This is a genomic window from Azohydromonas australica DSM 1124, assembly GCF_000430725.1.
Lineage (GTDB): Bacteria > Pseudomonadota > Gammaproteobacteria > Burkholderiales > Burkholderiaceae_C > Azohydromonas > Azohydromonas australica.
Genome location: NZ_AUMO01000045.1, coordinates 14,046 through 40,279, shown reverse-complemented (window position 1 = coordinate 40,279; position 26,234 = coordinate 14,046). Strand labels below are relative to the sequence as shown.

Below are 26,234 nucleotides of genomic sequence, written 5' to 3'. Positions count from 1 at the left end.
CCCCGTTCGACCTCCTTCCATTCCCGTCCGACCGGACAAGGTGCCTGCGATGCCCGAGTACATCCGTTCTTCCCTGGCGGCGCTGCCGGCGTCGCGGATCCGCGAGGTGGCCAACGCCGGCCTGGGCCGTCCCGACGTGCTGGCCTTCTGGTTCGGCGAGAGCGACGAGGTGACGCCGGCCGAGGTGCGCGAGGCCGCCGCGGCGTCGCTGGCGCGCGGCGAGACCTTCTACGCCCACAACCTCGGCCTGCCCGAAGTGCGCGAGGCGCTGGCGCGCTACGTCTCGGCGCTGCACGCGCCGGTGGGCGCGGAGCGCATCGCCGTGACCAGCGCCGGCGTCAGCGCGCTGATGGTTGCGGCGCAGCTGCTGCTGGCCGCGGGCGACGAGGTGGTGGCTGTGGTGCCCGTCTGGCCCAACATCGCGGCGCAGCCGGAGATCCTGGGCGCGCGGGTGAAGCGGGTGTCGCTGCATCCGCAGCAGGGTGCCTGGAAGCTGGACCTGCAGGAGCTGCTGGACGCCATCACGCCGGCCACGCGCGCGCTGCTGGTCAACGCGCCCAACAACCCCACGGGCTGGACGCTGTCGCGCGCGGAGCAGCAGGCGATCCTCGACCACTGCCGCCGCACCGGCACCTGGATCATGGCCGACGAGGTGTACGAGCGGCTGTGGTGGGGCGAGGGCAGCGAGGCGGGCCGTGCCGCGCCCAGCTTCCTGGACATCGCCGAGCCCGGGGACCGGCTGGTGGTCACGCAGAGCTTCTCCAAGAGCTTCCTCATGACGGGCTGGCGGCTGGGCTGGCTGGTGCTGCCGGGCGACCCGGGCGGGGAGGTGCTGGCGGCCACGGGCAAGCTGCTGGAGTTCAACAGCTCCTGCGCGCCAGTGTTCGTGCAGCGCGGCGCATTGCAGGCGCTGGCGATGGCCGACGACTTTGTGCCGGGGCTGGTGGCGCGCTTGAAGGCCGGGCGCGACACGTTGCTGGAAGGGCTGCAGGCGCTGCCGGGTATCGAGGTGGCGCCGCCGCCGGGCGGCCTGTACGCCTTCTTCCGCGTCGAGGGGCAGGACGATTCGCTGGCCTTCGCCAAGCGCCTGGTGGCCGAGCACGGGCTGGGGCTGGCGCCGGGCTCGGCCTTCGGCGCGGAGGGCGAGGGCTGGCTGCGCTGGTGCTTCGCCTCCAAAGACCTTGAGCGGCTGCGGCTGGGCGTGCAGCGGCTGGCCGGGGCGCTTGACCTATAATCGGAGGCTTCGCGCGTTTGTCCGCATTGCATGCAGTGCGGAAATGGGCGCGGAGACACCAAGAGCACGGCGTGGGTCGGTTTCACCCGCGACCGCAAGTAACCCGGAAACCGCGGCGGCCTGAGCCAGGCCTGTGCCCCGGTTTCCAGCACAGGAAACTCCACTCATGGCAGTTGCTGACATCAAGACGGCCGACATCGTCGCCGCCAACGCCCGCGGCCCCGCGGACACCGGTTCTCCCGAAGTCCAGGTCGCCCTGCTGACGGCTCGCATCAACGAGCTGACGCCCCACTTCAAGACCCACGCCAAGGACCACCACGGCCGCCGCGGTCTGCTCAAGATGGTCAACCAGCGCAAGCGCCTGCTGTCCTATCTGAAGAGCAAGGACGCCGACCGCTACGTGGCGCTGATCCAGAAGCTGGGCCTGCGCAAGTAAGCCTTGCATGAATGACGGGAGCCTGTACTGCAGCCGCAGCACAGGCTCTTTGTCTTTGGAGAGCTGAGGAAACCGGCGTTGATGTGTCATTCCAGGGGGGCTGCGGCTTGCTGCAGCCTCGCTGGAATGGCATCCGCCCCGTCCTCGATACTCCCGGTCCCCAGGCACCACCGACCAAGCGTGCCGAATTTCCGGAGAAAACAATGAGCCTGTTCAACAAGGTCACCAAGACGTTCCAGTGGGGACAGCACAGCGTCACGCTGGAGACCGGCGAGATCGCCCGCCAGTCCGGCGGCGCCGTCATCGTCAACATGGAAGACACCGTGGTGCTGGCCACCGTCGTGGCCGCCAAGAACGCCAAGCCCGGCCAGGACTTCTTCCCGCTGACGGTCGACTACATCGAGAAGACCTACGCCGCCGGCAAGATCCCGGGCAGCTTCTTCAAGCGCGAGGGCCGTCCCAGCGAGCTGGAGACGCTGACCAGCCGCCTCATCGACCGCCCGATCCGCCCGCTGTTCCCTGAAGGGTTCTACAACGAGGTGCAGGTGGTCATCCACGTGCTGTCGCTGAACCCGGAAGTGGCGGCCGACATCCCGGCGATGATCGGCGCCAGCGCCGCGCTGGCCATCAGCGGCATCCCGTTCAACGGCCCGATCGGCGCCGCCCGCGTGGGCTACGCCAACGGCGAGTACGTCCTCAACCCGAGCAAGGAACAGCTGACCACGTCCAAGATGGACCTGGTGGTCGCCGGCACCGAGGCCGCCGTGCTGATGGTGGAGTCCGAGGCCGACATGCTCAGCGAGGAGGTGATGCTGGGCGCCGTGGTCTTCGGCCACGAGCAGGGCAAGGTGGCCATCGCCGCCATTAACGAGCTGGTGCGCGAGGCTGGCAAGCCCGAGTGGAGCTGGCAGCCGCCGGCCAAGGACGAGGACTTCATCGCCAAGGTCACGGCCCTGGCCGAGGAGCCGCTGCGCGCCGCCTACCAGATCCGTTCCAAGCAGGCACGCACCCAGGCCACGCGCGAGGCCTATGCCGGCGTCAAGGCTGCGCTGGCGGCGCAGGGCGTGGCCTTCGACGAGGTCAAGGTCGAGTCGCTGCTGTTCGACATCGAGGCGCGCCTGGTGCGCACCCAGATCCTCAACGGCGAGCCGCGCATCGACGGCCGCGACACCCGCACGGTGCGCCCGATCGAGATCCGCACCGGCGTACTGCCGCGCACCCACGGCTCGGCGCTGTTCACCCGCGGCGAGACGCAGGCCCTGGTGGCCGCCACGCTGGGCACCGAGCGCGACGCGCAGCGCATCGACGCGCTGGCCGGCGAGTTCGAAGAGCGCTTCATGCTGCACTACAACATGCCCCCGTTCGCCACCGGCGAGACGGGCCGCGTGGGCAGCCCCAAGCGCCGCGAGATCGGTCACGGCCGCCTGGCCAAGCGCGCGCTGGTCGCCGCGCTGCCGAGCAAGGACGACTTCCCCTACACCATCCGCGTGGTGTCCGAGATCACCGAGAGCAACGGCTCCTCGTCGATGGCCTCGGTGTGCGGCGGCTGCCTGAGCCTGATGGACGCCGGCGTGCCGATGAAGGCGCACGTCGCGGGCATCGCCATGGGCCTGATCAAGGAAGCCAACCGCTTCGCGGTGCTGACCGACATCCTGGGTGACGAGGATCACCTCGGCGACATGGACTTCAAGGTGGCGGGCACCACCAGCGGCATTACCGCGCTGCAGATGGACATCAAGATCCAGGGCATCACCAAGGAGATCATGCAGGTCGCCCTGGCGCAGGCCAAGGAAGCGCGCCTGCACATCCTGGGCAAGATGCAGGAAGCCGTGGGCGGCGCGCGCGAGGACGTGTCGCAGTTCGCCCCGCGCCTGTACACGCTCAAGATCAACCCCGAGAAGATCCGCGACGTGATCGGCAAGGGCGGCGCCACCATCCGCGCGCTGACCGAGGAAACCGGTACGCAGATCGACATCGCCGAGGACGGCACCATCACCATCGCCTCCACCGATGCCGAGCGCGCCGAGTTCGCCAAGAAGCGCATCGAGGAGATCACGGCCGAGGTCGAGGTGGGCAAGATCTACGAAGGCCCGGTCACCAAGATCCTGGACTTCGGCGCCCTGGTGAACGTGCTGCCGGGCAAGGACGGCCTGCTGCACATCAGCCAGATCGCGCACCAGCGCGTGGAGAAGGTCACCGACTTCCTGACCGAAGGCCAGGTGGTGAAGGTCAAGGTGCTGGAGACGGACGACAAGGGCCGCGTGAAGCTGTCCATGAAGGCGCTGCTGGAGCGTCCGGAAGGCATGCCGGCGGACGAGGACCGTCCGCGCCGCGAGTACGGCGACCGTCCGCCGCGCCGCGAGTACGGCGACCGCCCGCCGCGCCGCGAGCCGCGTGAGCCGCGCGAGCCGCGTCCCGAGGGCGCTGGCGGCTTCGGCGAACAGCCGCAACAGCCTCAGCAGCCTCAGCAGCCGGCGGCGGTGCAGCCGCAGGTGGGCGAGCAGCAGCCCGAGTAAGCGCCATGCGTGCCGTCGAGATCGGCCAGTTCGGCGGGCCCGAGGTGCTGCGTCTGACGACGCGGCCCGACCCGGTGCCCGCCGCCGGCGAGCTGCTGGTGCGGGTGAGCGCCTCGGGCGTCAACCGTCCTGACGTGGTGCAGCGCAAGGGCCACTATCCGCCGCCTCCGGGCGCCTCCGACCTGCCGGGTCTGGAGGTCGCCGGCACGGTGGCGGGTGGCGATCCGGCCGAGCTCGCGGCCGCTGGCCTGAAGCTGGGCGACCGCGTGTGCGCGCTGGTGGCCGGCGGCGGCTATGCCGAGCTGTGTGTGGCGCCCATCGCGCAGGTGCTGCCCGCGCCTGCGGCGCTGTCCGACGTGGAGGCTGCGGCGCTGCCGGAGACCTTCTTCACGGTATGGCAGAACGTGTTCGAGATCGCGCGACTGCAGCCGGGCGAGACGCTGCTGGTGCAAGGCGGCTCCAGCGGGATCGGCGTCACGGCCATCCTGCTGGCCAAGGCGCTGGGCTCGCGGGTCATCGTCACCGCCGGCAGCGACGACAAGTGCGCCGCCTGCGTGGCGCTGGGTGCGGACGCGGCCATCAACTACCGCACGCAGGACTTCATCGAGGAGGCCAAGCGCCTCACCGGCGGGCGCGGCGTGGACGTGGTGCTGGACATGGTGGCCGGCGACTACGTGGGCCGTGAGCTGCAGTGCCTGGCGGAAGACGGGCGGCTGTCGATCATCGCGGTGCAGGGCGGCACGAAGAGCGCCATCGACGCCGGACTGGTGCTGCGCAAGCGGCTGCAGATCACGGGCTCCACGCTGCGCGCGCGCAGCGTGGCCTACAAGGCGCAGCTGGCCGCGGCACTGCGCGCCAGGGTGTGGCCGCTGATCGAGGCCGGGCAGGTGAAGCCCGTGATCCACAAGGTGTTCGAGGCTGCACAGGCGGCCGACGCCCATGCGCTCATGGAATCGAGCACGCACGTGGGCAAGATCGTTCTGACTTGGTGAACAGAAAAATGACTTCTAGACGCAAGCTGGTGGTGGGGAACTGGAAGATGCACGGCAGCCACAAGGCCAACGCCGAGCTGCTGGAGGGCGTGCTGGCCGCGCGTCCCTTCGGCTGCGACGTGGCGGTGTGCGTGCCGTTCCCTTTCCTGTCCGAGACCGCCGTCACGCTGGCTTCCAGCGACATCCGCTGGGGTGCGCAGGACTGCTCTGCGCACGAGCAGGGTGCCTACACCGGCGAGGTGTCGGCGCCGATGCTGCGTGAGTTCGGCTGCCGCTACGTGATCGTGGGCCACTCCGAGCGCCGCGCCTACCACGCCGAGAGCGACCAGCTCGTGGCGGACAAGGCGCGCGTTGCGCTGGCCCACGGCGTCACGCCCATCGTGTGCGTGGGCGAGACGCTGGCCCAGCGCGAGGCCGGCGAGACGGCCTCGGTGGTCAAGCGCCAGCTCTCGGCCGTGATCCACACCCTGGGCCACTGCGTGGCCGAGATGGTGGTGGCTTATGAGCCGGTGTGGGCCATCGGCACCGGCAAGACCGCAACGCCCGAGCAGGCGCAGGAAGTGCATGCATTGCTGCGCGCGCAACTGCAAGCTGCCACGCCGCGCGCCGGCGAGATGCGGCTGCTCTACGGCGGCAGCGTCAAGCCCGACAACGCCGTGCAGCTGTTCGCGCAGCCCGACATCGACGGCGGCCTCATCGGCGGTGCCGCGCTGAAGGCGGCGGACTTCGCCGCCATCTGCCGCGCCGGGGACTGAAGGCGCGCATCGGAACAACGAGAGATCTATGCAAATCTGGTTCAACATCGTCCTGGCGGTGCAACTGCTGGCGGCCGTGGCCATGATCGGCCTGGTGCTGGTGCAGCACGGCAAGGGCGCCGACATGGGCGCCTCCTTCGGCAGTGGCGCCTCGGGCAGCCTCTTCGGTGCCACGGGCAGTGCCAACTTCCTGTCGCGGTCCACCGCCTTGTGCGCCACCGTGTTCTTCGTGTGCACGCTGGCGCTGGCTTACCTGTCGAACTACCGCGGTGCCGAGCCGGCGGCCAACAGCGGCGGCAGCGTACTTGACCGTGCGGTGCCTGCGGCCAGCGCGCCTGCGGCCTCGGCGCCTGTGCAGATCCCGGGTGCCGTTCCCGGTGCCATCCCGGGTGTTGCGGCGCCGGCGGTGCCTGCACCTGCGCCTGTGGCTTCGGACGCGGCGCCGGCGCGCTGATTGCTCAGCTTGTCAGCCGCTTGCAGTCCCGCTCGGTGCGGGCTGCAAGCCCGCTAAAAGGCGCTGTGTCAGCGGCATGAAAAGCACACCCTCTAAGGTGTGAGTTCTGCGCCCTAGGCGTGGAATTGGCCGACCCGAAAGGGCTCGGTTGCGCTCTGGAGGGAAGGGCGCACTGGCTCACCGAGCGAGCCAGCAAAAAACTCCGGGAAGTCCCTCGAATGAGGGAAAACTGGTATAGAATGCAGGTCTGCCGACAAGCAATGCCTCAAGCAAGTCGAGCAGTGCCTGACAAGGCCGACGTGGTGAAATTGGTAGACACGCTATCTTGAGGGGGTAGTGGCGAAAGCTGTGCGAGTTCGAGTCTCGCCGTCGGCACCAGACATTTTTCTCGACCTCTCTGCAAGGTTCTGAGTAGGCGCCTTGCAAGGCGCCCTGAACCAGAGCAGGGAACCCGCAGGCGCGCTCGGCAGGCAGTCCATCAAGGCTGCTGTGGGCGCGCTTTTTTTCTGGTCGCTTTTTGTCGTCACCCACCCACCCACCCAACCAGCTCAGCACGCACATGGACCTGCAGCAATACCTGCCCGTCATTCTGTTCATCCTGGTCGGTGTAGGGATCGGGGTCGTGCCCCAGGTTCTCGGCTTCCTGATGGGGCCGAATCGACCCGACGCGCAGAAGAACTCGCCGTACGAGTGCGGCTTCGAAGCTTTCGAAGACGCGCGCATGAAGTTTGACGTGCGCTACTACCTGGTGGCCATTCTCTTCATCCTGTTCGACCTCGAGATTGCGTTCCTCTTTCCGTGGGCGGTCTCGCTGCGCGAAATCGGCGTGTCAGGTTTCGTGGCCATGATGGTGTTCTTGACCATCCTGGTGGTTGGCTTCATCTACGAGTGGAAAAAGGGCGCCCTGGATTGGGAATGAGCCTGGAATTTCGCTCGGCAATAGGACATTGACGGACTGACCCCATGGGCATCGAAGGCGTTCTCAAGGAAGGCTTCGTCACCACCTCGGTGGACAAGCTGATCAACTGGTCGAAGACGGGCTCGCTGTGGCCCATGACCTTCGGCCTGGCGTGTTGTGCGGTGGAGATGATGCACGCGGGTGCCGCGCGCTACGACATCGACCGCTTCGGCATGCTGTTCCGTCCCAGCCCGCGCCAGAGCGATCTGATGATCGTCGCGGGCACGCTGTGCAACAAGATGGCGCCGGCGCTGCGCAAGGTCTATGACCAGATGGCCGAGCCGCGCTGGGTGCTGTCCATGGGCACCTGCGCCAACGGCGGCGGCTACTACCACTACAGCTACTCGGTGGTGCGTGGTTGCGACCGCATCGTGCCGGTGGACGTCTACGTGCCGGGCTGCCCGCCCACGGCCGAGGCGCTGCTCTACGGCATCCTGCAGCTGCAGGCCAAGATCCGGCGCGAAAACACGATCGCGCGCTGAAGGCGCGCCCGGCGAGCTAGAACCGCATGACCACTTCTCTCGACAACCTGCAGTCGGCGCTGGATGCCGCGCTGGGCGGCCGGATCAAGGCCATCAAGCGTGATCGCGGCGAGATCACCATCACCGTCTCGGCCGCCGACTACGCGGGCGTGGTGCGCGTGCTGCGTGACGATGGGCAACTCAAGTTCGAGCAGCTCATCGACCTGTGCGGCGTGGACTACTCCACCTACAAGGACCAGCCGTGGGACGGCCCGCGCTTCTGCGTGGTGCTGCACCTGCTCTCGGTGAGCCTGAACTGGCGCGTGCGCGTGAAGGTGTTTGCGCCCGACGACGACCTGCCCGTGGTTCCCTCCGTCACCGAGGTGTGGAGCGCGGCGAACTGGTTCGAGCGCGAGGCCTTCGACCTCTACGGCATCGTCTTCGACGGCCACGAGGACCTGCGTCGCCTGCTCACCGACTACGGCTTCATCGGCCACCCGTTCCGCAAGGACTTCCCGATCTCCGGCCACGTGGAGATGCGCTACGACCCCGAGACCAAGCGCGTCATCTACCAGCCCGTGACGATCGAGCCGCGCGAGATCACGCCGCGGATCATCCGCGAAGAGAACTACGGCGGCCTGCACTGAACAACGCGCCATGGCAGAGATCAAGAACTACACCCTGAACTTCGGCCCGCAGCACCCGGCTGCCCACGGCGTGCTTCGCCTGGTGCTGGAGCTCGACGGCGAGGTGATCCAGCGCGCCGACCCCCACATCGGTCTGCTGCACCGCGCCACCGAGAAGCTGGCCGAGACCAAGACCTACATCCAGTCGCTGCCCTACATGGACCGGCTGGACTACGTCTCGATGATGTCCAACGAGCACGCGTACTGCCTGGCGATTGAAAAGCTGCTGGGCATCGAGGTGCCGCTGCGCGCGCAGTACATCCGCGTGATGTTCGCCGAGCTCACCCGGCTGCTGAACCACCTGCTGTGGCTGGGCTGCCACGGGCTGGACTGCGGCGCGATGAACATCCTCATCTACTGCTTCCGCGAGCGTGAGGACATCTTCGACATGTACGAGGCGGTGTCGGGCGCGCGCATGCACGCGGCCTACTTCCGTCCGGGCGGCGTCTACCGCGACCTGCCCGACAGCATGCCGCAGTACAAGGCCTCGAAGATCCGCAACGCCAAGGCGATTTCCAAGCTCAACGAGAACCGCCAGGGCTCGATGCTGGATTTCATCGAGGACTTCTGCAGCCGCTTCCCCAAGAACGTCGACGACTACGAGACGCTGCTGACCGACAACCGGATCTGGAAGCAGCGCACCGTGGGCGTCGGTGTGGTCAGCCCCGAGCGCGCGCTGAACATGGGCTTCACCGGCGCCATGCTGCGCGGCTCCGGCATCGCGTGGGACCTGCGCAAGACGCAGCCCTACGACGTGTACGACCAGGTGGACTTCAACGTCCCGGTGGGCACCAACGGCGACACCTACGACCGTTACCTGGTGCGCGTGCAGGAGATGCGCGAGGCCAACAAGATCATCCAGCAGTGCGTGAAGTGGCTCAAGGCCAACCCCGGCCCGGTGATCACGGACAACCACAAGGTGGCGCCGCCTCCGCGCGTGGACATGAAGTCCAACATGGAAGAGCTGATCCACCACTTCAAGCTCTTCACCGAGGGCTTCCACGTGCCCGAGGGCGAGGCCTACGCGGCGGTGGAGCATCCCAAGGGCGAGTTCGGCATCTACTTCATCAGCGACGGCGCCAACAAGCCCTATCGCATGAAGATCCGCGCGCCCGGGTTCGTGCACCTGTCCGCGCTGGACGAGATGGCCCGCGGCCACATGATCGCTGACGCCGTGGCGGTGATCGGCACCATGGACATTGTTTTTGGCGAGATCGATCGATGAGTTCGCAATCCTTCTTCGCGCCCGCCACGCTGGAGCGCTTCGCGCGCGAGGTCGCCAAGTACCCCGCGGGGCTGCAGCAGTCGGCCGTCATGGCCTGCCTGTCCATCGTGCAGCAGGAGCAGGGCTGGGTGTCGGCCGAGGCCGAGGCGGCCATCGCCGAGTATCTGGCCATGGCACCCATCGCGGTGCGCGAGGTCACGACCTTCTACAACATGTACAACCAGCAGAAGCTGGGCAAGTACAAGCTCAACGTCTGCACCAACCTGCCGTGCCAGCTGCGCAACGGCCAGGGTGCGCTGGAGCACCTGTGCCAGAAGCTGGGCGTGGAGGAGGGCGGCACCACTGCCGACGGCCTCATCACGGTCCAGAAGTGCGAGTGCCTGGGCGCCTGCGCCGACGCGCCGGTGATGCTGGTCAATGACCGTCAGATGCTGAGCTACATGAGCAACGAGCGCCTGGACGAGCTGGTCGACACGCTCAAGGCGCAGGGGTGAACCGCATGCTCGACCTCTCGAAATTCCAGGCGACCGGCCGCGAGACCTGCTTCCACGGCCGCCACATCCAGCCCCAGATCTACGCCGGTCTGGACGGCAGCAACTGGCGCCTCAAGGACTACGTGGCCCGCGGCGGCTACCAGGCCCTGAAGAAGGTGCTGGGCCTCGATGGCGGCGCGGGCATGACGCCGGAGCAGGTCATCGCCGAGGTCAAGGCCTCGGGCCTGCGCGGCCGCGGCGGTGCGGGCTTCCCCACCGGCCTGAAGTGGAGCTTCATGCCGCGGGCGTTCCCGGGCCCCAAGTACCTGGTGTGCAACTCCGACGAGGGCGAGCCGGGCACCTGCAAGGACCGCGACATCCTGCGCTACAACCCGCACATCGTCATCGAGGGCATGGCCATCGCCGCCTACGCGATGGGCATCGGTCGCGGCTACAACTATATCCACGGCGAGATCTTCGAGGTCTACGAGCGCTTCGAGGAGGCGCTGGCCGAGGCCCGTGCCGCTGGCTTCCTGGGTGAGAAGATCCTGGGCAGCGGCTTTAGCTTCGACCTTTTCGCCCACCACGGTTTCGGCGCCTACATCTGCGGCGAGGAAACGGCGCTGATCGAGTCGATCGAGGGCAAGAAGGGCCAGCCGCGCTTCAAGCCGCCGTTCCCGGCGAGCTTCGGCCTCTACGGCAAGCCCACCACCATCAACAACACCGAGACCTTCGGCGCGGTGCCCTGGATCATCCGCAACGGCGGCCAGGCCTACCTCGAAGTCGGCAAGCCCAACAACGGCGGCACCAAGATCTTCTCGGTGGTCGGCGACGTGAACGAGCCGGGCAACTTCGAGGTCCCGATGGGCACGCCCTTCGCGACGCTGCTGGAGATGGCCGGTGGGGTGACCAAGGGCCGCAAGCTCAAGGCCGTGATCCCGGGCGGGTCCTCGTCGCCGGTGCTGCCGGCGAACATCATGATGGACTGCACGCTGGACTATGACTCCATCGCCAAGGCCGGCTCCATGCTGGGCTCGGGCGCCGTCATCGTGATGGACGACAGCCGTTGCATGGTCAAGAGCCTGCTGCGCCTGTCCTACTTCTACCAGCACGAGAGCTGCGGCCAGTGCACGCCCTGCCGCGAGGGCACGGGCTGGCTGTGGCGCGTGGTGGACCGCATCGAGCACGGCAAGGGCCGCATGGACGACCTGGACCTGCTGAACTCGGTGGCCGACAACATCCAGGGCCGAACCATCTGCGCGCTGGGCGACGCTGCGGCGATGCCGGTGCGCGCGATGCTCAAGCATTTCCGCGACGAATTCGCGTACCACGTCGAAAACAAGCGCTGCCTGGTGGGCGGGGCCTGAGACACAACTGCAAGGTGAAGCACCTTTGAACCCCCCGGGCGCCCTTGGGCGCCCGCTGCGCGCCAGGGGGTCTTCGCCAAGAGAAGCCATGGTTGAAATCGAACTCGACGGCAAGAAGGTCAGCGTAGCCGAAGGCAGCATGGTGATGCATGCGGCCGAGGCCGCCGGCACCTACATCCCGCACTTCTGCTACCACAAGAAGCTCAGCATCGCGGCCAACTGCCGCATGTGCCTGGTGGAAGTGGAGAAGGCTCCCAAGCCGCTGCCTGCCTGCGCCACGCCCGTGACGCAGGGCATGATCGTGCGCACCAAGAGCGACAAGGCGATCAAGGCTCAGCAGTCGGTGATGGAGTTCCTCCTCATCAACCACCCGCTGGACTGCCCGATCTGCGACCAGGGCGGCGAGTGCCAGCTGCAGGACCTGGCCGTGGGCTACGGTGGCTCGTCCTCGCGCTACGCCGAGGAAAAGCGCGTGGTGTTCCACAAGGACGTGGGCCCGCTGATCTCCATGGAGGAGATGACGCGCTGCATCCACTGCACCCGTTGCGTGCGCTTCGGCCAGGAAATGGCCGGCGTGATGGAACTGGGCATGCTGCACCGTGGCGAGCACGCCGAGATCACGACCTTCGTCGGCCAGACGGTGGACTCCGAGCTCTCGGGCAACATGATCGACCTGTGCCCGGTCGGCGCGCTCACCAGCAAGCCCTTCCGCTACAGCGCCCGCACCTGGGAGCTGTCGCGCCGCAAGAGCGTGAGCCCGCATGACAGCACCGGCGCCAACCTGATCGTCCAGGTCAAGGCCAACCAGGTCAAGCGCGTGCTGCCGCTGGAAAACGAGGCCGTCAACGAGTGCTGGCTGGCCGACCGCGACCGCTTCAGCTACGACGCCCTCAACAGCACCGCGCGCCTGACCGCCCCGATGATCAAGCAGGGCGGCGAGTGGAAGACCGTGGACTGGACCACGGCGCTGGAGTTCGTCGCCAACGGCCTCAAGCAGGTCAAGGCCCAGTTCGGTGCCCAGGGCATCGGCGCCATCGGCTCCGCGCACAGCACGGTGGAAGAGCTGCACCTGCTGGCCGAGCTGGTGCGCGGCCTGGGCAGCGACAACATCGACTACCGCACGCGCCACGCCGACTTCGGCAACGTGGACGCACCGGGCACCGCGCGCTGGCTGGGCATGCCCATCGCCGAGCTCTCGACACTGGACCGCGCCTTCGTGGTCGGTTCCTTCCTGCGCAAGGACCACCCGCTGTTCGCGCAGCGCCTGCGCCAGGCCGCCCGCCACGGCGCCCAGATCAGCAGCCTGCACGCGCTCAAGAACGACTGGCTGCTCCCCGTGGACAACCACATCACGGCTGCGCCGAGCGGCTGGGTGCAGGCACTGGCCGAGGTGGCCGCCGCCGTGGCCGCCAGCGCCGGCGTGGCCGCGCCGGTCAAGGCCGAGGCGACCGAAGCCGCGCGCGCCGTGGCCGAGTCGCTGCTGTCGGGCCACAACAAGGCCGTGCTGCTGGGCAACGCTGCCGCGCAGCATCCGCAGGCCTCGACGCTGCTGAAGCTGGCCAGCTGGATCGCCGAGCACACCGGCGCCAAGGTCGGCTACCTCACCGAGGCCGCCAACACCGTGGGCGCGCAGCTCGTGGGCGCGATGCCGAAGCAGGGCGGCCTCAACGCCGGCCAGATGCTGTCGCAACCGATGAAGGCGCTGCTGCTGCTCAATACCGAGCCGGTGTGGGACGCTGCCGACGCCGCCGCGGCCACCGCGGCGCTGGAAGGCTCCGGCCTGGTGGTGGCGCTCACCGCGTTCAAGGACGCCGCGGTGCCCAACGCCGATGTGCTGCTGCCCATCGCGCCTTTCGCCGAGACCGCCGGCAGCTTCGTCAATGCCGAAGGCCGTCTGCAGAGCTTCTTCGGCGTGGTCAAGCCCGTGGGCGAGACGCGTCCGGCCTGGAAGGTGCTGCGCGTGCTGGGCAACCTGCTGGGGCTGGACGGCTTCAACCAGGAAAGCGCCGAGGAAGTGCGCGCCGAGGCGGTGGGCGACGGCAGCGGCATTGCCGCCAAGCTGTCCAACCGCAGCAGCGCGCAACTGCCGGCCAGCACCGCGACCGCCACGCCGGGCCTGTTCGAGCGCATCGCCGACGTGCCCATCTATGGTGCCGACATGCTGGTGCGCCGCTCCGGTCCGTTGCAGCTGACCGCCGATGCCCGTCCGCCGGTGGTGGGTCTGCCCAGCGCGCTGTGGCAGGCACTGGGTCTCGCCGAGGGCCAGCGCGTGCGCGTGACCCAGGGCAGCGTCAGCGCCGAGCTGCCGGCCCGCGAGGACGCCACGCTGGCCCCGAACGCCGTGCGCGTGAGCGCGGCGCATCCTGACACCGCCACGCTGGGCGCCATGTTCGGTGCCATCACTGTGCAGAAGATTTGAGGACGACGCGATGATCGATTCCCTCAACCAATTCGGCAATGCCACGCTGGGCACCGGCCTGTGGCTGGTGGTGTGGTCGCTGCTCAAGATCGTGGTGGTGGTGCTGCCGCTGCTGGGCTGCGTGGCCTACCTGACGCTGTGGGAGCGCAAGGCCATCGGCTGGTCGCAGATCCGTCCGGGTCCCAACCGCGTCGGTCCGCTGGGCCTGCTGCAGCCGATCGCCGACGCGGTCAAGCTGATCTTCAAGGAGATCATCCGCCCGACCGCCGCCAACAAGGGCCTGTTCTTCCTGGGCCCGATCATGACCATCATGCCCGCGCTGGCGGCCTGGGCCGTGGTGCCTTTCGGTCCCGACGTGGCGCTGGCCAACGTCAACGCTGGCCTGCTGTTCCTGATGGCCATCACCTCGCTGGAGGTGTATGGCGTGATTATCGCCGGCTGGGCCTCTAACTCGAAGTACGCCTTCCTGGGCGCGCTGCGTGCCTCGGCGCAGATGGTGAGCTACGAGATCGCCATGGGCTTCGCGCTGGTGGTGGTGCTGATGGTGACCGGCAGCCTGAACATGACCGACGTGGTGATGTCGCAGGACAAGGGCCGTTTCGCCGGCATGGGCCTGAGCTTCCTGTCCTGGAACTGGCTGCCGCTGCTGCCGATCTTCGTCGTGTACTTCATCTCCGGCTTGGCTGAGACCAACCGCCATCCCTTCGACGTGGTTGAGGGCGAATCGGAAATCGTGGCCGGTCACATGATCGAGTACTCGGGCATGAGCTTCGCCATGTTCTTCCTGGCCGAGTACGCCAACATGATCTTGGTCTCCACGCTGGCCGTGATCATGTTCCTGGGCGGCTGGCTGTCGCCGGTCAGCGCGCTCGACTGGATCCCGGGCTGGATCTGGCTCGCTGCCAAGGTCTTCGTCGTGGTGACGATGTTCCTGTGGGTGCGCGCCACGTTCCCCCGCTTCCGCTACGACCAGATCATGCGCCTGGGCTGGAAGATCTTCATCCCGGTCACCCTGGTGTGGCTGCTGGTCGTGGGTCTGTGGATCCAATCGCCCTGGAACATCTGGAATTGAGCCATGTCTGCTGTCAAGGACTTCTTTTCAAGCTTCCTGCTCCTTGAGCTGTTCAAGGGCATGGCCCTGACCGGGCGCCACTTCCTCTCCAAGACCATCACGGTCCAGTTCCCCGAGGAAAAGACGCCCCTGTCTCCGCGCTTCCGCGGCCTGCATGCGCTGCGCCGCTATGAGAACGGCGAGGAGCGCTGCATCGCCTGCAAGCTGTGCGAGGCGGTGTGCCCGGCCATGGCCATCACGATCGAGTCGGACGTGCGCGAGGACGGCAGCCGCCGCACCACGCGCTACGACATCGACCTGACCAAGTGCATCTTCTGCGGCTTCTGCGAGGAAAGCTGCCCGGTGGATTCCATCGTCGAGACGCACATCCTCGAGTACCACGGCGAGAAGCGCGGCGACCTGTACTACACCAAGGACATGCTGCTGGCGGTCGGCGACCGCTACGAGCGCGAGATCGCAGCCAACAAGGAGGCCGACGCCCGCTACCGCTGACGGCCCACGACGTGCCGCCGGCACGCATGCGCAAGCCGCATGCGTGAGGGTGGTGCGCGTGCCCGCGTGTCTCAAGCGTCCAACGACATGACCACGACCGCTCTGTTCTACCTCTTCGCCACAGTGTTGCTGCTGGCGTCCTTCGCCGTGATCACGGCGCGCGACACGGTGCACTCCGCCCTGTACCTGGTGCTGGCGTTCTTCACCGCCTCGTGCGTGTGGATGCTGCTCAAGGCCGAGTTCCTCGCCATCACGCTGGTGCTCGTGTACGTGGGCGCCGTCATGGTGCTGTTCCTCTTCGTGGTGATGATGCTCGACATCAACACCGATGCCTTCCGGCACAACTTCTGGAAGCACTTTCCCATCGCGGGCCTGGTGGGTGCGCTCATCGCGCTGGAGATGGCGCTGGTGCTGACCAGCGGCTTCAACGTGCCCGAGGCTGCGGCGGTGGATCCGAAGCTGGCCGAGCTGGGCAACACCAAGCTGCTGGGCATCGAGATCTACACCCACTACCTGTACCCGCTGCAGATTGCGGCCGTGCTGCTGCTGGTGGCCATCGTGGCGGCCATCGCGCTGACGCTGCGCCGCCGCAAGGACTCGCGCTACCTCAACCCGTCGGAGCAGGTGCGCGTGAAGAAGAGCGACCGCCTGCGCATCGTGCAGATGCCGCCGGTGGTGCAGGCCAAGAACGCCGCGGAGGAGGGCAAGGCATGAATCTCGGATCCATCACGCTGGGGCACTACCTGTCGCTGGGCGCGATCCTGTTCGCGCTGTCGGTGATCGGCATTTTCCTCAACCGCCGCAACCTGATCGTGCTGCTGATGGCCATCGAGCTGATGCTGCTGGCCGTCAACCTCAACTTCGTCGCCTTCTCGCACTACCTGGGCGACATGGCGGGCCAAGTCTTCGTGTTCTTCATCCTGACCGTGGCGGCCGCTGAGTCGGCCATCGGCCTGGCGATCCTGGTGGTGCTGTTCCGCAACCGCGCCACGATCGCAGTGGAAGAGCTCGACACGCTCAAGGGTTGACGCGGGAAGGCCTACAACAAATGTCTGCAGAACTGTCCAAGAACCTGCTGCTGGTCGTGCCGCTGGCGCCCCTCGTGGGCTCCATCGTGGCCGGCATGGCCGGCCGAGCCGTCGGCCGCCGCGGCGCCCACGTGATCACCATCCTCGGGGTGCTGATCTCCTTCATCATCTCGGCGCTGGTGCTGCGCGACGTCATCGCCGGCGCGCGCTTCAACGAGACCATCTACGAGTGGATGGTGCTCGGCGACCTGAAGATGGAAGTCGGCTTCCTGGTCGACGGCCTCACCGCGATGATGATGTGCGTGGTGACCTTCGTGTCGCTGATGGTGCACATCTACACCATCGGCTACATGCACGAGGACCCGGGCTACCAGCGCTTCTTCTCGTACATCTCGCTGTTCACCTTCTCGATGCTCATGCTGGTCATGAGCAACAACTTCCTGCAGCTGTTCTTCGGCTGGGAAGCGGTGGGCCTGGTGAGCTACCTGCTGATCGGCTTCTGGTACACGCGGCCCACGGCGATCTTCGCCAACATGAAGGCGTTCCTGGTCAACCGCGTGGGTGACTTCGGCTTCATCCTGGGCATCGGCCTGCTGGCTGCCTACGCCGGCACGCTCAACTACGGCGAAACCTTCGCCAAGGCCGACGAGCTGGCCAAGCTGAGCTTCCCGGGCACCGACTGGATGCTGATCACGGTGGCGTGCATCTGCCTGTTCATCGGCGCCATGGGCAAGAGCGCGCAGTTCCCGCTGCACGTGTGGCTGCCCGACTCGATGGAAGGCCCCACGCCGATCTCCGCGCTGATCCACGCCGCCACTATGGTGACGGCCGGCATCTTCATGGTCACGCGCATGTCGCCGCTGTTCGAGCTGTCGGACACCGCGCTGAACTTCGTGCTGGTCATCGGCTCGATCACCGCGCTGTTCATGGGCTTCCTGGGCATCATCCAGAACGACATCAAGCGGGTCGTTGCGTACTCCACGCTGTCGCAGCTGGGCTACATGACGGTGGCGCTGGGCGTGTCGGCCTACTCGGTGGCGGTGTTCCACCTGATGACGCACGCGTTCTTCAAGGCACTGCTGTTCCTGGGCGCGGGCTCGGTGATCATGGGCATGCACCATGACCAGGACATCCGCAACATGGGCGGGCTGCGCAAGTACATGCCCATCACCTGGATCACCTCGCTGCTGGGCTCGCTGGCGCTGATCGGCACGCCGCTGTTCTCGGGCTTCTACTCCAAGGACAGCATCATCGAGGCCGTTCACGCCAGCCACCTGCCGGGCGCGGGCTTCGCGAACTTCGCGGTGCTGGCCGGCGTGTTCGTGACGGCGTTCTACTCGTTCCGCATGTACTTCCTGGTCTTCCACGGCAAGGAGCGCTTCGGCCAGGCTCACCATGACCACCATGGCGACCACCACGACGAGGAGCCGTCGGACGACCACCACCACGGCCTGGCGCCGGGGCAGAAGCCGCACGAGTCGCCCTGGGTCGTGACGCTGCCGCTGCTGCTGCTGGCCATCCCGTCGGTGATCATCGGCTACCTGACCATCGAGCCGCTGCTGTACGGCGACTTCTTCAAGGACGCGATCTTCATCGACCTGGAGAAGCACCCGGCGATGGAAGAGCTGGCGCACGAGTTCCACGGCGCGATGGGCATGGCCTCGCACGCGCTGACCTCGCTGCCCTTCCTGCTGGCCCTGGCCGGTGTGGTGACGTCCTACGTGTTCTACATGATTGCTCCCGCCATCCCCGCCGCCATCCGGCGCGTGGCGAGCCCGATCTACACGATCCTGGAAAACAAGTACTTCATGGACGCCTTCAACGAGCACGTGATCGCCGCCGGCGCGCGCCTGCTGGGCAAGGGCCTGTGGAAGGGTGGTGACCAGGGAATCATCGACGGTGCCGTCATCAACGGTTCGGCCAAGGCCGTCGGGGGTATCGCGGGCGTCGTGCGTCTGGTGCAGACCGGCTACCTCTACTGGTACGCGCTGGTCATGATCCTGGGCGTGTTCGGGCTGATGACGTGGCAGCTGTGGCCCCAGCTGACGAGCCTCTTCGGGCGTTGATAGGCAGGGCGGAGAATAACGATGGGATTGTTGAGTGTTGCCATCTGGCTGCCGGTCGTCGTAGGCGCCGTGCTGCTGGCATTGGGTCGGGACGAACAGGCGAACACGGTGCGCTGGCTGGCACTGCTGGGTTCGATCGCGGGCTTCCTGGTCACGCTGCCGCTGCTGTCGGGCTTCGACAACACGACGGCCGCGATGCAGTTCGTTGAGCGCGCGCCCTGGATCGAGCGCTTCAATGTCTTCTACCACCTGGGCCTGGACGGCATCTCGCTGTGGTTCGTGCCGCTGACCGCGTTCATCACGGTGATCGTGGTGATGGCGGGCTGGGAGGTCATCACCGAGCGCGTGAACCAGTACATGGGCGCGTTCCTGATCCTCTCGGGCCTGATGATCGGCGTGTTCTCGGCGCTGGACGGGCTGCTGTTCTACGTCTTCTTCGAAGCCACGCTGATCCCGATGTACATCATCATCGGCGTGTGGGGCGGCCCGCGCCGGGTGTACGCGGCCTTCAAGTTCTTCCTGTACACGCTGGCCGGTTCGCTGCTGATGCTGATCGCGCTGATCTACCTGTACTACAAGTCGGGTGGCAGCTTCAACATCCTGGACTGGCACAAGCTGCCGCTGCCGCTGTCGGCCCAGACGCTGCTGTTCTTTGCGTTCTTCGCCGCTTTCTCGGTGAAGGTGCCGATGTGGCCGGTGCACACCTGGCTGCCCGACGCGCACGTCGAGGCGCCTACCGGTGGTTCGGTGGTGCTGGCGGCGATCATGCTGAAGCTCGGCGCCTACGGCTTCCTGCGCTTCTCCATGCCCATCGCCCCCGATGCGGCGCGCGAGTACGACTGGTTCATCATCGCGCTGAGCCTCACGGCGGTGATCTACATCGGCCTGGTTGCGCTGGTGCAGAACGACATGAAGAAGCTGGTGGCCTACTCGTCCATCGCGCACATGGGCTTCGTGACCCTGGGCTTCTTCATCTTCAACGAGCTGGGCGTCTCCGGCGGCCTGGTGCAGATGATCAGCCACGGCTTCGTCTCGGGCGCGATGTTCCTGTGCATCGGCGTGCTCTACGACCGCGTGCACTCGCGTGAGATCGCCTCCTACGGTGGCGTGGTCAACACCATGCCCAAGTTCGCCGCCTTCGCGCTGCTGTTCTCCATGGCCAACTGCGGCCTGCCGGGCACCGGCGGCTTCGTGGGCGAGTGGATGGTGATCCTGGGCACGGTCAAGGCCAACTTCTGGCTGGGCATGCTCGCCGCGACCGCGCTGATCTCGGGCGCCGCCTACACGCTGTGGATGTTCAAGCGCGTCTACTTCGGCGACGTGACCAACGACGACGTGCGCACGCTCTCCGACCTCAGCGTGCGCGAGTTCGCGATGCTGGGCGTGCTGGCGGTCGCCACGCTGTGGATGGGCCTCTATCCGAAGCCCTTCACCGATTCGATGCACGTGTCGGTGAACCAGCTGCTGGCGCACGTCGCCACCCCCAAGCTGGGCAACGCCACCGCCCAGACTGAAGGTCAAGCCACCGACGCCACGGTGGCCGACGCCGCCAAGCCGAACTGAGCCGCACGGGAGTCTTCACAACATGAATCCGATGAACTGGCTGGTAGTCCAGCCTGAGATCGTGCTGCTGGTGATGGCCTGTGTGGTCGCGCTGGCGGACCTCTTCGTCAAGGACGAGCGACGCCGTCCGACCTTCTGGCTGTCGCAGCTGTCGCTGGCGGTGGTGGCCTTCATCCAGGTCGACCAGCTCGGCGCCATGATGCAGGCCGAGCAGCTGGGCAACGGCCTCACCAGCATGTACGGCATGCAGCAGATGGTGGTGGCCGACCCGATGGGCCGGCTGCTGGCGGTCTGCGCCACGCTGACCCTGATGGCGACGCTGGCCTATGCGCAGCCCTACATCGGCTCGCGCGACATGCTCAAGGGCGAGTTCTTCTCGCTGTCGATGCTGTCGCTGCTGGGCGTGCTGGTCATGCTCTCGGCCAACAACTTCCTGGTGATCTACCTGGGCCTGGAGCTGATGACGCTGTCGCTGTACGCCCTGGTGGCGCTGCGCCGCGACCATGCCGTCGCCACCGAGGCGGCCATGAAGTACTTCGTGCTGGGCGCACTGGCCAGCGGCTTCCTGCTCTATGGCCTGTCCATGATGTACGGTGCCACCGGCACGCTGGAGATCGGTGGCGTGTTCGACGCCATCCAGGGCGGCCGCATCAACCGCGACGTGCTGACCTTCGGCCTGGTGTTCATCGTGGCGGGCCTGGCCTTCAAGCTCGGCGTGGTGCCCTTCCACATGTGGGTTCCCGACGTGTACCAGGGCGCTCCGACGGCCGTGACGCTGCTCATCGCCGGCGCGCCGAAGCTGGCTGCCTTCGGCATCACCATCCGCCTGCTGCACGAGGGCATGAACGGCCTGGCGCGCGACTGGCAGCAGATGCTGATCGTGCTGGCCGTGGCTTCACTGGTGATCGGCAACCTGGCCGCCATCGCGCAGACCAACCTCAAGCGGCTGCTGGCCTACTCGACCATCGCGCAGCTGGGCTTCATGCTGCTGGGCCTCACGCCCACCGTCGTCGGCGGCAACACCGTCTCGGCGGCCAACGGCTACAGCTCCGCGCTGTTCTACCTGATCACCTACGTGCTCACCACGCTGGCGAGCTTCGGCCTGATCATGCTGCTGGCGCGCCAGGGCTTCGAGGCCGAGGAGATCAAGGACCTGGCGGGCTTGGGCAAGCGCAGCCCCTGGATGGCCGGCGTGATGCTGATCGTGATGTTCTCGCTGGCCGGCATCCCGCCGACGGTGGGCTTCTACGCCAAGCTCGCCGTGCTGCAGGCGCTGGTGACGACGGGCGAAGCGGCCTACATCACGCTGGCCGTGGTGGCGGTTGTGCTGTCGCTGATCGGCGCCTTCTACTACCTGCGCGTCGTGAAGGTCATGTACTTCGACGAGCCCGTCGAGAGCGTGCAGATCACCGGCCCCGCGGGCGCCCGTGCGCTGCTGGCCGTCAACGGCGCCGCCGTGCTGGTCCTGGGCCTGCTGCCCAGCGGCCTGATGGCCCTGTGCCGCGACGTCATCGTCAAGGCGCTGGCGACCTGAGGCCGCTGCCATGAACCACGGCGCCGAGGTCGCACTGGTGCTGCTGGCCGCCGTGGTCGGCGCCAACTTGCCGTTCTTCACCGAGCGGCTGCTGCTGGTGGGTCCGCGGCGTGCTCCCAAGGCCTTCGGCTGGCGGTTGCTGGAGCTGCTGCTCCTGGCACTGCTGACGCTGGGGCTGGGGCGCCTGCTGGAAGCCCGCATCGGCCAGATCTACCCGCAGGGCTGGGAGTTCTACGCCGCGCTGGGCTGCCTGTTCCTGACGCTCGCCTTCCCCGGCTTCATCTGGCGTTACCTGAGGCGGCAACATGGCTGAAGACGATCACCTGCGTGAACACCAGCTCCAGTCGGAGCAGGTGTTCAAGGGCAACTTCCTGCGCGTGAGCCGCGACAAGGTGCGGCTGCCCGACGGCCACGAGACAGAGCGCGAGTTCATTCGCCACTCGGGCGCCTCGGTGGTGGTGCCGGTGCTCGATGACGGGCGGCTGGTGCTGGTGCGCCAGTTCCGCTATCCGCTGCAGCGGGTGATCCTGGAGTTCCCCGCCGGCAAGATCGATCCGGGCGAGCCGCCGCTGCACACCGCCGTGCGCGAGCTGACCGAGGAGACGGGCTACACCGGTGGCGAATGGGCCTATGCCGGCCCGATCCACAACGCCGCGGCCTACTCCGACGAGGTGATCCACCTCTATTTCGCCCGTGGCCTGCGCGAGGGCGAAGCCGCGCTGGACCAGGGCGAGCACCTCGACGTGGTGTGCATGACCGAGGACGAGCTCGATGCGCTGGCCGCGCGGGGCGAGCTCAGCGACGCCAAGACGCTCATCGGCCTGCTGTGGCTTACCAAGTGGCGGCAAAAGCTGTGGTCGCTGGAATGGCAGCCGGCGCCTGTGCTGCCCGAGGACGATAATTCCTCCCATGAAGGTGCTTGATCTGCGCTGTGACAACAGCCATGGCTTCGAGGGCTGGTTTGGCTCCGAGAACGATTTCACCAGCCAGCTGGAGCGCGGCCTGGTCGAATGCCCCCTGTGCGGCAGCAAGGCCGTGAACCGCTTGCCCAGCGCGCCGCGGCTCAACCTGTCCAACGCCCGCGAGCCCGCACCGCAAGCAGCCGAGCAGGCCAGTGTTCCCCGCCAGGCGCCCACGCCGGAAGCGCAACAGCTCCAGGCGCTGTGGATGAAGGCGGTGCGGCACGTGATGGCCAACACCGAGGACGTGGGCGAGCGCTTCGCGGACGAAGCCCGCCGCATCCATTACGGCGATGCGCCAGATCGCGGTATCCGCGGCCAAGCCAGTGCCGACCAGGCCGCCGAGCTGGCGGAGGAGGGCATTGACGTGCTGCCCCTGCCTATCCCGAAGGCGCTCAAGGAGCCGATCCAGTAAGCGGCTGCGGCTGCTGCTGTTTCTCTGATGAACCCGGCCGCTGGCCGGGTTTTTTCATGCCGGCGCGCTGTGCCTACAGCACCCGGCCCGGGTTCAGCAGCCCCTGCGGATCGAGCGCCTGCTTGATGGCGCGCATCAGCGCCATGGCGGTGGGCGACTTGCGCTGCGCCAGCTCTTCACGCTTGAGCGAGCCGATGCCGTGCTCGGCGGAGAAACTGCCGTCGAAGGACTGCACGGCGTCGAACACGATCCGGTTCACCGCCGGCTCGTGGTCGCGCAGGAAGGCCGCGCCATCGCCGCCTTCCGGCACCTGCACGTTGTAGTGAAGGTTGCCGTCGCCCAGGTGGCCGAAGTTGACGATGCGCACGCCGGGAAAGGCCGACTGCAGCGCCGCGTCCGCCTGCGCACAGAAGGCCGGGATGCTGGAGACGGGCAGCGCGATGTCGTGCTTGATGTTGAGCCCTTCCTGCGCCTGGGCCAGCGAGATGGACTCGCGCACGTGCCACATGGCCTTGGACTGCGTCTGGCTCTGGGCCACTGCGGCGTCCTCGATCAGCCCGTCCTCCAGCGCCGTGGCCAGCAGCGCCTCGAAGCGTTCCTGTGCGTGCGTCTCGCTTTCGTCGTCGCTCTGCTCCAGCAGCACCGTCCACGCTGCGCCGGGCAGCGGCTGCGGCAGCTCAGGAAAGTGCTTGGCCACCAGGTCCAGCGCGAAGCGGCCCATCACTTCGAAGCCGGTGAGGCCCGCGCCCAGCTTCTGGCGCGCCGCCTTGAGCAGCCCCACCGCCTGTTCCATCGAGGCGCAGGCGGCCAGTGCCGTGGTGACGGCCGCGGGCCGCGGGAAGAGCTTCAGCGTCGCGCCCGTGATCACGCCGAGCGTGCCTTCGCTGCCGATGAACAGGTCGCGCAGGTCGTAGCCGGTGTTGTCCTTGCGCAGCCCGGTGAGGCCGTCCCAGACCTCGCCCTGCGCCGTGACCACCTCCAGGCCCAGGCAGAGCTCGCGCGCGTTGCCGAAGCGCAGCACCTGGGTACCGCCGGCATTGGTCGCGAGGTTGCCGCCGATGGTGGCGCTGCCCTCGGCCGCCAGGCTCAAGGGGAACAGCAGCCCCTGCGCCTCGGCCGCCTCCTGCACCGACTGCAGCACGCAGCCGGCGTCCACCGTGAGCGTGAGGTTGGCCGTGTCCAGCGCGCGCACGCGGTTCATGCGGCGCAGGCTCAGCACCAGCTGGCGTCCGCTGTCGTCCGGTACGCTGCCCACCACCAGCCCGGTGTTGCCGCCTTGCGGCACCACTGTCACGCCGTGCCGGGCGCACAGGCGCATCACGGCTGCCGCCTGGGCCGTGTCCGCCGGGCGGGCCACCGCCAGCGCCTTGCCGTGCCAGCGCTTGCGCCAGTCCTGCTCGTAGCTGGAGAGGTCGCCGTCGCACAGCACATGGTCGGCGCCGAGGGCGGCGCGCAGCTCGTTCAGAAATTCCGCGCTCATGGCTTACTTCTTTCCTTCCGCGGGAACCGGGGCATGCTTGAGGCGCCAGCGCACGTGCGTCGCGCAGGCGACGAACAGCAGCAGGCACAGGACGATCTCGATGAGTGCAAGCCAGGCGCCCGGGGCCGGCTCGCTGGTGGCGCGCACGACGCCCTCGGCAAAATAGATCCACACCAGCAGGCTGACCCAGCGGTAGGTGTACATGCGCCGCCTGAGCAGCCCCGCCAGCGGCACCACCAGTGGCAGCACTTTCAGCGCCAGCGTGCCGCGCCCGGTGGGTGCCAGCCACAGCTCCCACGCCAGCCCAAGAACGATCAGTGCCACCAGGCAGGCCACGGCCAGGTTGCGCGTGCGGCGCACCATTGGCGGCAGCGTGTTGAAGGCAGGATCAATCGACATGTTTGGCATCATAGTGTTGATGAACACCCCCTCCGCCCGCTGGCGTGGCCGGTGCCTGGAGGCGTGGCGGGTGCTGCGCCACTGGCCTTGGCGCGACACGTTCCGCACGCTGCACCAGCGTTTCCGCGAAGACAAGCTCAGCCTCACTGCCAGCAGCCTGACCTTCACCACGCTGCTGGCGCTGGTGCCGCTGACCACCATGGCCTTCGCGCTGTTCTCGGCCTTTCCGGTGTTCGGCAGCTTCCAGACGGCGCTGGAGAAGTACTTCATCCAGGCGCTGGTGCCCGACAACATCTCGCGCCAGGTGCTGAGCCAGCTCACGCAGTTCGCGGCCAAGGCGCGGCGCCTGAGCGGCGTGGGCTTGGTGCTGCTGGGTGCCACGGCCGTGGCCACCATGCTCACCATCGATCGCGCGCTCAACGCCATCTGGGCCGTGCGGCGCCCGCGTCCCATCGGGCAGCGCGTGCTGGTGTACTGGGCCGCGATCACGCTGGGGCCGCTGGTGCTGGGCGTGAGCCTGTCCGTCACCTCCTACGCGCTGTCGGCTTCGCAGGGCTGGGTGCACGCGCCGCCCTGGGGCGTGAGCCTGCTGCTCAACCTCTTCGAGTTCGGGCTGCTGGTGACCAGCATCGCGGCGCTGTTCCATTACGTGCCCAACACGCAGGTGCGCTGGGCGCATGCCTTCGCCGGCGCGCTGTTCGTGGCACTGGGCTTCGAGCTGGCCAAGGACCTGATCGCCTGGTACTTCAGCAAGGTGCCGACCTACTCGGCCATCTACGGTGCCTTCACCACGCTGCCGATCCTGCTGGTGTGGCTCTACGCGGGCTGGGTGATCGTGCTGCTGGGCGCGCTGATCGCCGCCAGCGCGCAGAGCCTGATGCAGGGCACCGCGCGGCTGCCCACCGGACCGGGCCAGCCTTTCACGCTGGCGCTGGCGCTGCTGCGGGTGCTGGTGGCGGCGCAGCGCGAGGGCCGGCCCGGGCGCTCGCAGACGGCGCTGGCGCGCACGCTGGGCGTGGACCCGCTGCGCCTGGAGCCGGTGGTGGACACGCTGGTGGAGCTGGACTGGATCGGCCGCCTGGAGGAGGGCGGCGCTCAGCGCCTGGTGCTGCTGTGCGACCCGGGCCGCACGCCGGCGACGCCGCTGATCGACCGGCTGCTGCTGCAGCCCAGTGCCGAGACCCAGGCCTTCAGGCTCCAGGCCGGCGTGGAGAGCGTGTCGCTGGAAGAGCTGCTGCGCTGAGCGCGCA

General features: G+C 67.5%; 25 protein-coding genes, 1 tRNA gene and 1 pseudogene. 25 read left to right on the top strand and 2 right to left on the bottom strand.

Annotated elements, in window-relative coordinates; translation table 11 throughout:
- Positions 1–49: 49 nt before the first annotated feature.
- From H537_RS0108235 to H537_RS0108120, 24 genes and pseudogenes are all read left to right on the top strand, one after another.
- Positions 50–1,234, top strand: coding sequence for a pyridoxal phosphate-dependent aminotransferase (locus H537_RS0108235; RefSeq protein WP_375136315.1), 1,185 nt, complete (start codon positions 50–52; stop codon positions 1,232–1,234).
- Positions 1,235–1,400: 166 nt separating this feature from the next.
- Positions 1,401–1,670 (top strand): 30S ribosomal protein S15, encoded by a 270-nt coding sequence (rpsO, locus tag H537_RS0108230; RefSeq protein ID WP_028997524.1) that lies wholly within the window; start codon positions 1,401–1,403, stop codon positions 1,668–1,670.
- Positions 1,671–1,873: 203 nt separating this feature from the next.
- Complete coding sequence (gene pnp / locus H537_RS0108225; RefSeq protein ID WP_028997523.1) at positions 1,874–4,186, top strand: polyribonucleotide nucleotidyltransferase; 2,313 nt, start codon at positions 1,874–1,876, stop codon at positions 4,184–4,186.
- Between the two features lie 5 nt (positions 4,187–4,191).
- Positions 4,192–5,178, top strand: a complete 987-nt coding sequence (locus H537_RS0108220) for an NAD(P)H-quinone oxidoreductase (RefSeq protein ID WP_028997522.1) — start codon at positions 4,192–4,194, stop codon at positions 5,176–5,178.
- Between the two features lie 8 nt (positions 5,179–5,186).
- Positions 5,187–5,933, top strand: coding sequence for a triose-phosphate isomerase (gene tpiA / locus H537_RS0108215; protein WP_028997521.1), 747 nt, complete (start codon positions 5,187–5,189; stop codon positions 5,931–5,933).
- Between the two features lie 28 nt (positions 5,934–5,961).
- Positions 5,962–6,387: a preprotein translocase subunit SecG gene (gene secG / locus H537_RS0108210; RefSeq protein ID WP_028997520.1), complete on the top strand. Its 426-nt coding sequence runs from the start codon at positions 5,962–5,964 to the stop codon at positions 6,385–6,387.
- A gap of 293 nt (positions 6,388–6,680) precedes the next feature.
- Positions 6,681–6,765, top strand: a tRNA-Leu gene (locus tag H537_RS0108205).
- 181 nt (positions 6,766–6,946) lie between these two features.
- Positions 6,947–7,306, top strand: coding sequence for an NADH-quinone oxidoreductase subunit A (locus H537_RS0108200; RefSeq protein ID WP_028997519.1), 360 nt, complete (start codon positions 6,947–6,949; stop codon positions 7,304–7,306).
- Positions 7,307–7,350: 44 nt separating this feature from the next.
- Positions 7,351–7,827, top strand: coding sequence for a NuoB/complex I 20 kDa subunit family protein (locus H537_RS0108195; RefSeq protein WP_028997518.1), 477 nt, complete (start codon positions 7,351–7,353; stop codon positions 7,825–7,827).
- A 26-nt stretch (positions 7,828–7,853) separates the two neighbouring features.
- On the top strand, positions 7,854–8,453 hold the full coding sequence (locus H537_RS0108190) for an NADH-quinone oxidoreductase subunit C (protein WP_028997517.1): 600 nt from the start codon (positions 7,854–7,856) through the stop codon (positions 8,451–8,453).
- A 10-nt stretch (positions 8,454–8,463) separates the two neighbouring features.
- Complete coding sequence (locus tag H537_RS0108185) at positions 8,464–9,717, top strand: NADH-quinone oxidoreductase subunit D (protein ID WP_028997516.1); 1,254 nt, start codon at positions 8,464–8,466, stop codon at positions 9,715–9,717.
- Complete coding sequence (locus tag H537_RS0108180) at positions 9,714–10,211, top strand: NADH-quinone oxidoreductase subunit NuoE family protein (protein ID WP_028997515.1); 498 nt, start codon at positions 9,714–9,716, stop codon at positions 10,209–10,211. Before H537_RS0108185 ends, H537_RS0108180 begins: the two co-directional genes overlap by 4 nt.
- 5 nt (positions 10,212–10,216) lie before the next feature.
- The gene (nuoF, locus tag H537_RS0108175) at positions 10,217–11,557 is read left to right on the top strand and encodes an NADH-quinone oxidoreductase subunit NuoF (RefSeq protein ID WP_028997514.1); all 1,341 of its coding nucleotides are present in this window, start codon (positions 10,217–10,219) and stop codon (positions 11,555–11,557) included.
- 88 nt (positions 11,558–11,645) lie between these two features.
- Positions 11,646–13,976 (top strand): NADH-quinone oxidoreductase subunit NuoG, encoded by a 2,331-nt coding sequence (nuoG, locus tag H537_RS0108170; protein ID WP_028997513.1) that lies wholly within the window; start codon positions 11,646–11,648, stop codon positions 13,974–13,976.
- 10 nt (positions 13,977–13,986) lie between these two features.
- Positions 13,987–15,048 (top strand): NADH-quinone oxidoreductase subunit NuoH, encoded by a 1,062-nt coding sequence (nuoH, locus tag H537_RS0108165; RefSeq protein WP_028997512.1) that lies wholly within the window; start codon positions 13,987–13,989, stop codon positions 15,046–15,048.
- A 3-nt stretch (positions 15,049–15,051) separates the two neighbouring features.
- Positions 15,052–15,540: an NADH-quinone oxidoreductase subunit NuoI gene (gene nuoI / locus H537_RS52470; RefSeq protein ID WP_028997511.1), complete on the top strand. Its 489-nt coding sequence runs from the start codon at positions 15,052–15,054 to the stop codon at positions 15,538–15,540.
- Positions 15,541–15,627: 87 nt separating this feature from the next.
- On the top strand, positions 15,628–16,254 hold the full coding sequence (locus tag H537_RS0108155; protein WP_028997510.1) for an NADH-quinone oxidoreductase subunit J: 627 nt from the start codon (positions 15,628–15,630) through the stop codon (positions 16,252–16,254).
- Positions 16,251–16,568 (top strand): NADH-quinone oxidoreductase subunit NuoK, encoded by a 318-nt coding sequence (gene nuoK, locus H537_RS0108150; protein WP_028997509.1) that lies wholly within the window; start codon positions 16,251–16,253, stop codon positions 16,566–16,568. The genes H537_RS0108155 and nuoK overlap by 4 nt, the downstream gene beginning before the upstream one ends.
- A gap of 20 nt (positions 16,569–16,588) precedes the next feature.
- Entirely contained in the window at positions 16,589–18,634 is a 2,046-nt protein-coding gene (gene nuoL / locus H537_RS0108145) for an NADH-quinone oxidoreductase subunit L (protein ID WP_028997508.1), read from the top strand.
- A 21-nt stretch (positions 18,635–18,655) separates the two neighbouring features.
- Positions 18,656–20,125 (top strand): annotated as a pseudogene (locus tag H537_RS41845) (NADH-quinone oxidoreductase subunit M); the annotation flags it as partial.
- Between the two features lie 94 nt (positions 20,126–20,219).
- Positions 20,220–21,731, top strand: coding sequence for an NADH-quinone oxidoreductase subunit NuoN (gene nuoN, locus H537_RS0108135; protein WP_028997507.1), 1,512 nt, complete (start codon positions 20,220–20,222; stop codon positions 21,729–21,731).
- Positions 21,732–21,741: 10 nt separating this feature from the next.
- Positions 21,742–22,044 (top strand): DUF2818 family protein, encoded by a 303-nt coding sequence (locus H537_RS0108130; RefSeq protein WP_028997506.1) that lies wholly within the window; start codon positions 21,742–21,744, stop codon positions 22,042–22,044.
- Entirely contained in the window at positions 22,037–22,654 is a 618-nt protein-coding gene (locus H537_RS0108125) for an NUDIX domain-containing protein (RefSeq protein WP_028997505.1), read from the top strand. Before H537_RS0108130 ends, H537_RS0108125 begins: the two co-directional genes overlap by 8 nt.
- Complete coding sequence (locus tag H537_RS0108120) at positions 22,641–23,105, top strand: DUF1178 family protein (RefSeq protein ID WP_028997504.1); 465 nt, start codon at positions 22,641–22,643, stop codon at positions 23,103–23,105. Before H537_RS0108125 ends, H537_RS0108120 begins: the two co-directional genes overlap by 14 nt.
- A 73-nt stretch (positions 23,106–23,178) precedes the next feature.
- On the opposite strand, the gene H537_RS0108115 is transcribed toward H537_RS0108120, so the two are convergent.
- A complete protein-coding gene (locus tag H537_RS0108115) occupies positions 23,179–24,585 on the bottom strand; it encodes an FAD-binding oxidoreductase (protein WP_028997503.1) in 1,407 nt (468 codons plus the stop codon).
- 3 nt (positions 24,586–24,588) lie between these two features.
- Positions 24,589–24,984, bottom strand: coding sequence for a DUF2069 domain-containing protein (locus H537_RS0108110; RefSeq protein WP_051242171.1), 396 nt, complete (start codon positions 24,982–24,984; stop codon positions 24,589–24,591).
- A gap of 19 nt (positions 24,985–25,003) precedes the next feature.
- Between H537_RS0108110 and H537_RS0108105 the strand changes: the two genes are divergently transcribed.
- Entirely contained in the window at positions 25,004–26,227 is a 1,224-nt protein-coding gene (locus H537_RS0108105) for a YihY family inner membrane protein (protein WP_051242192.1), read from the top strand.
- Positions 26,228–26,234 lie beyond the last annotated feature (7 nt).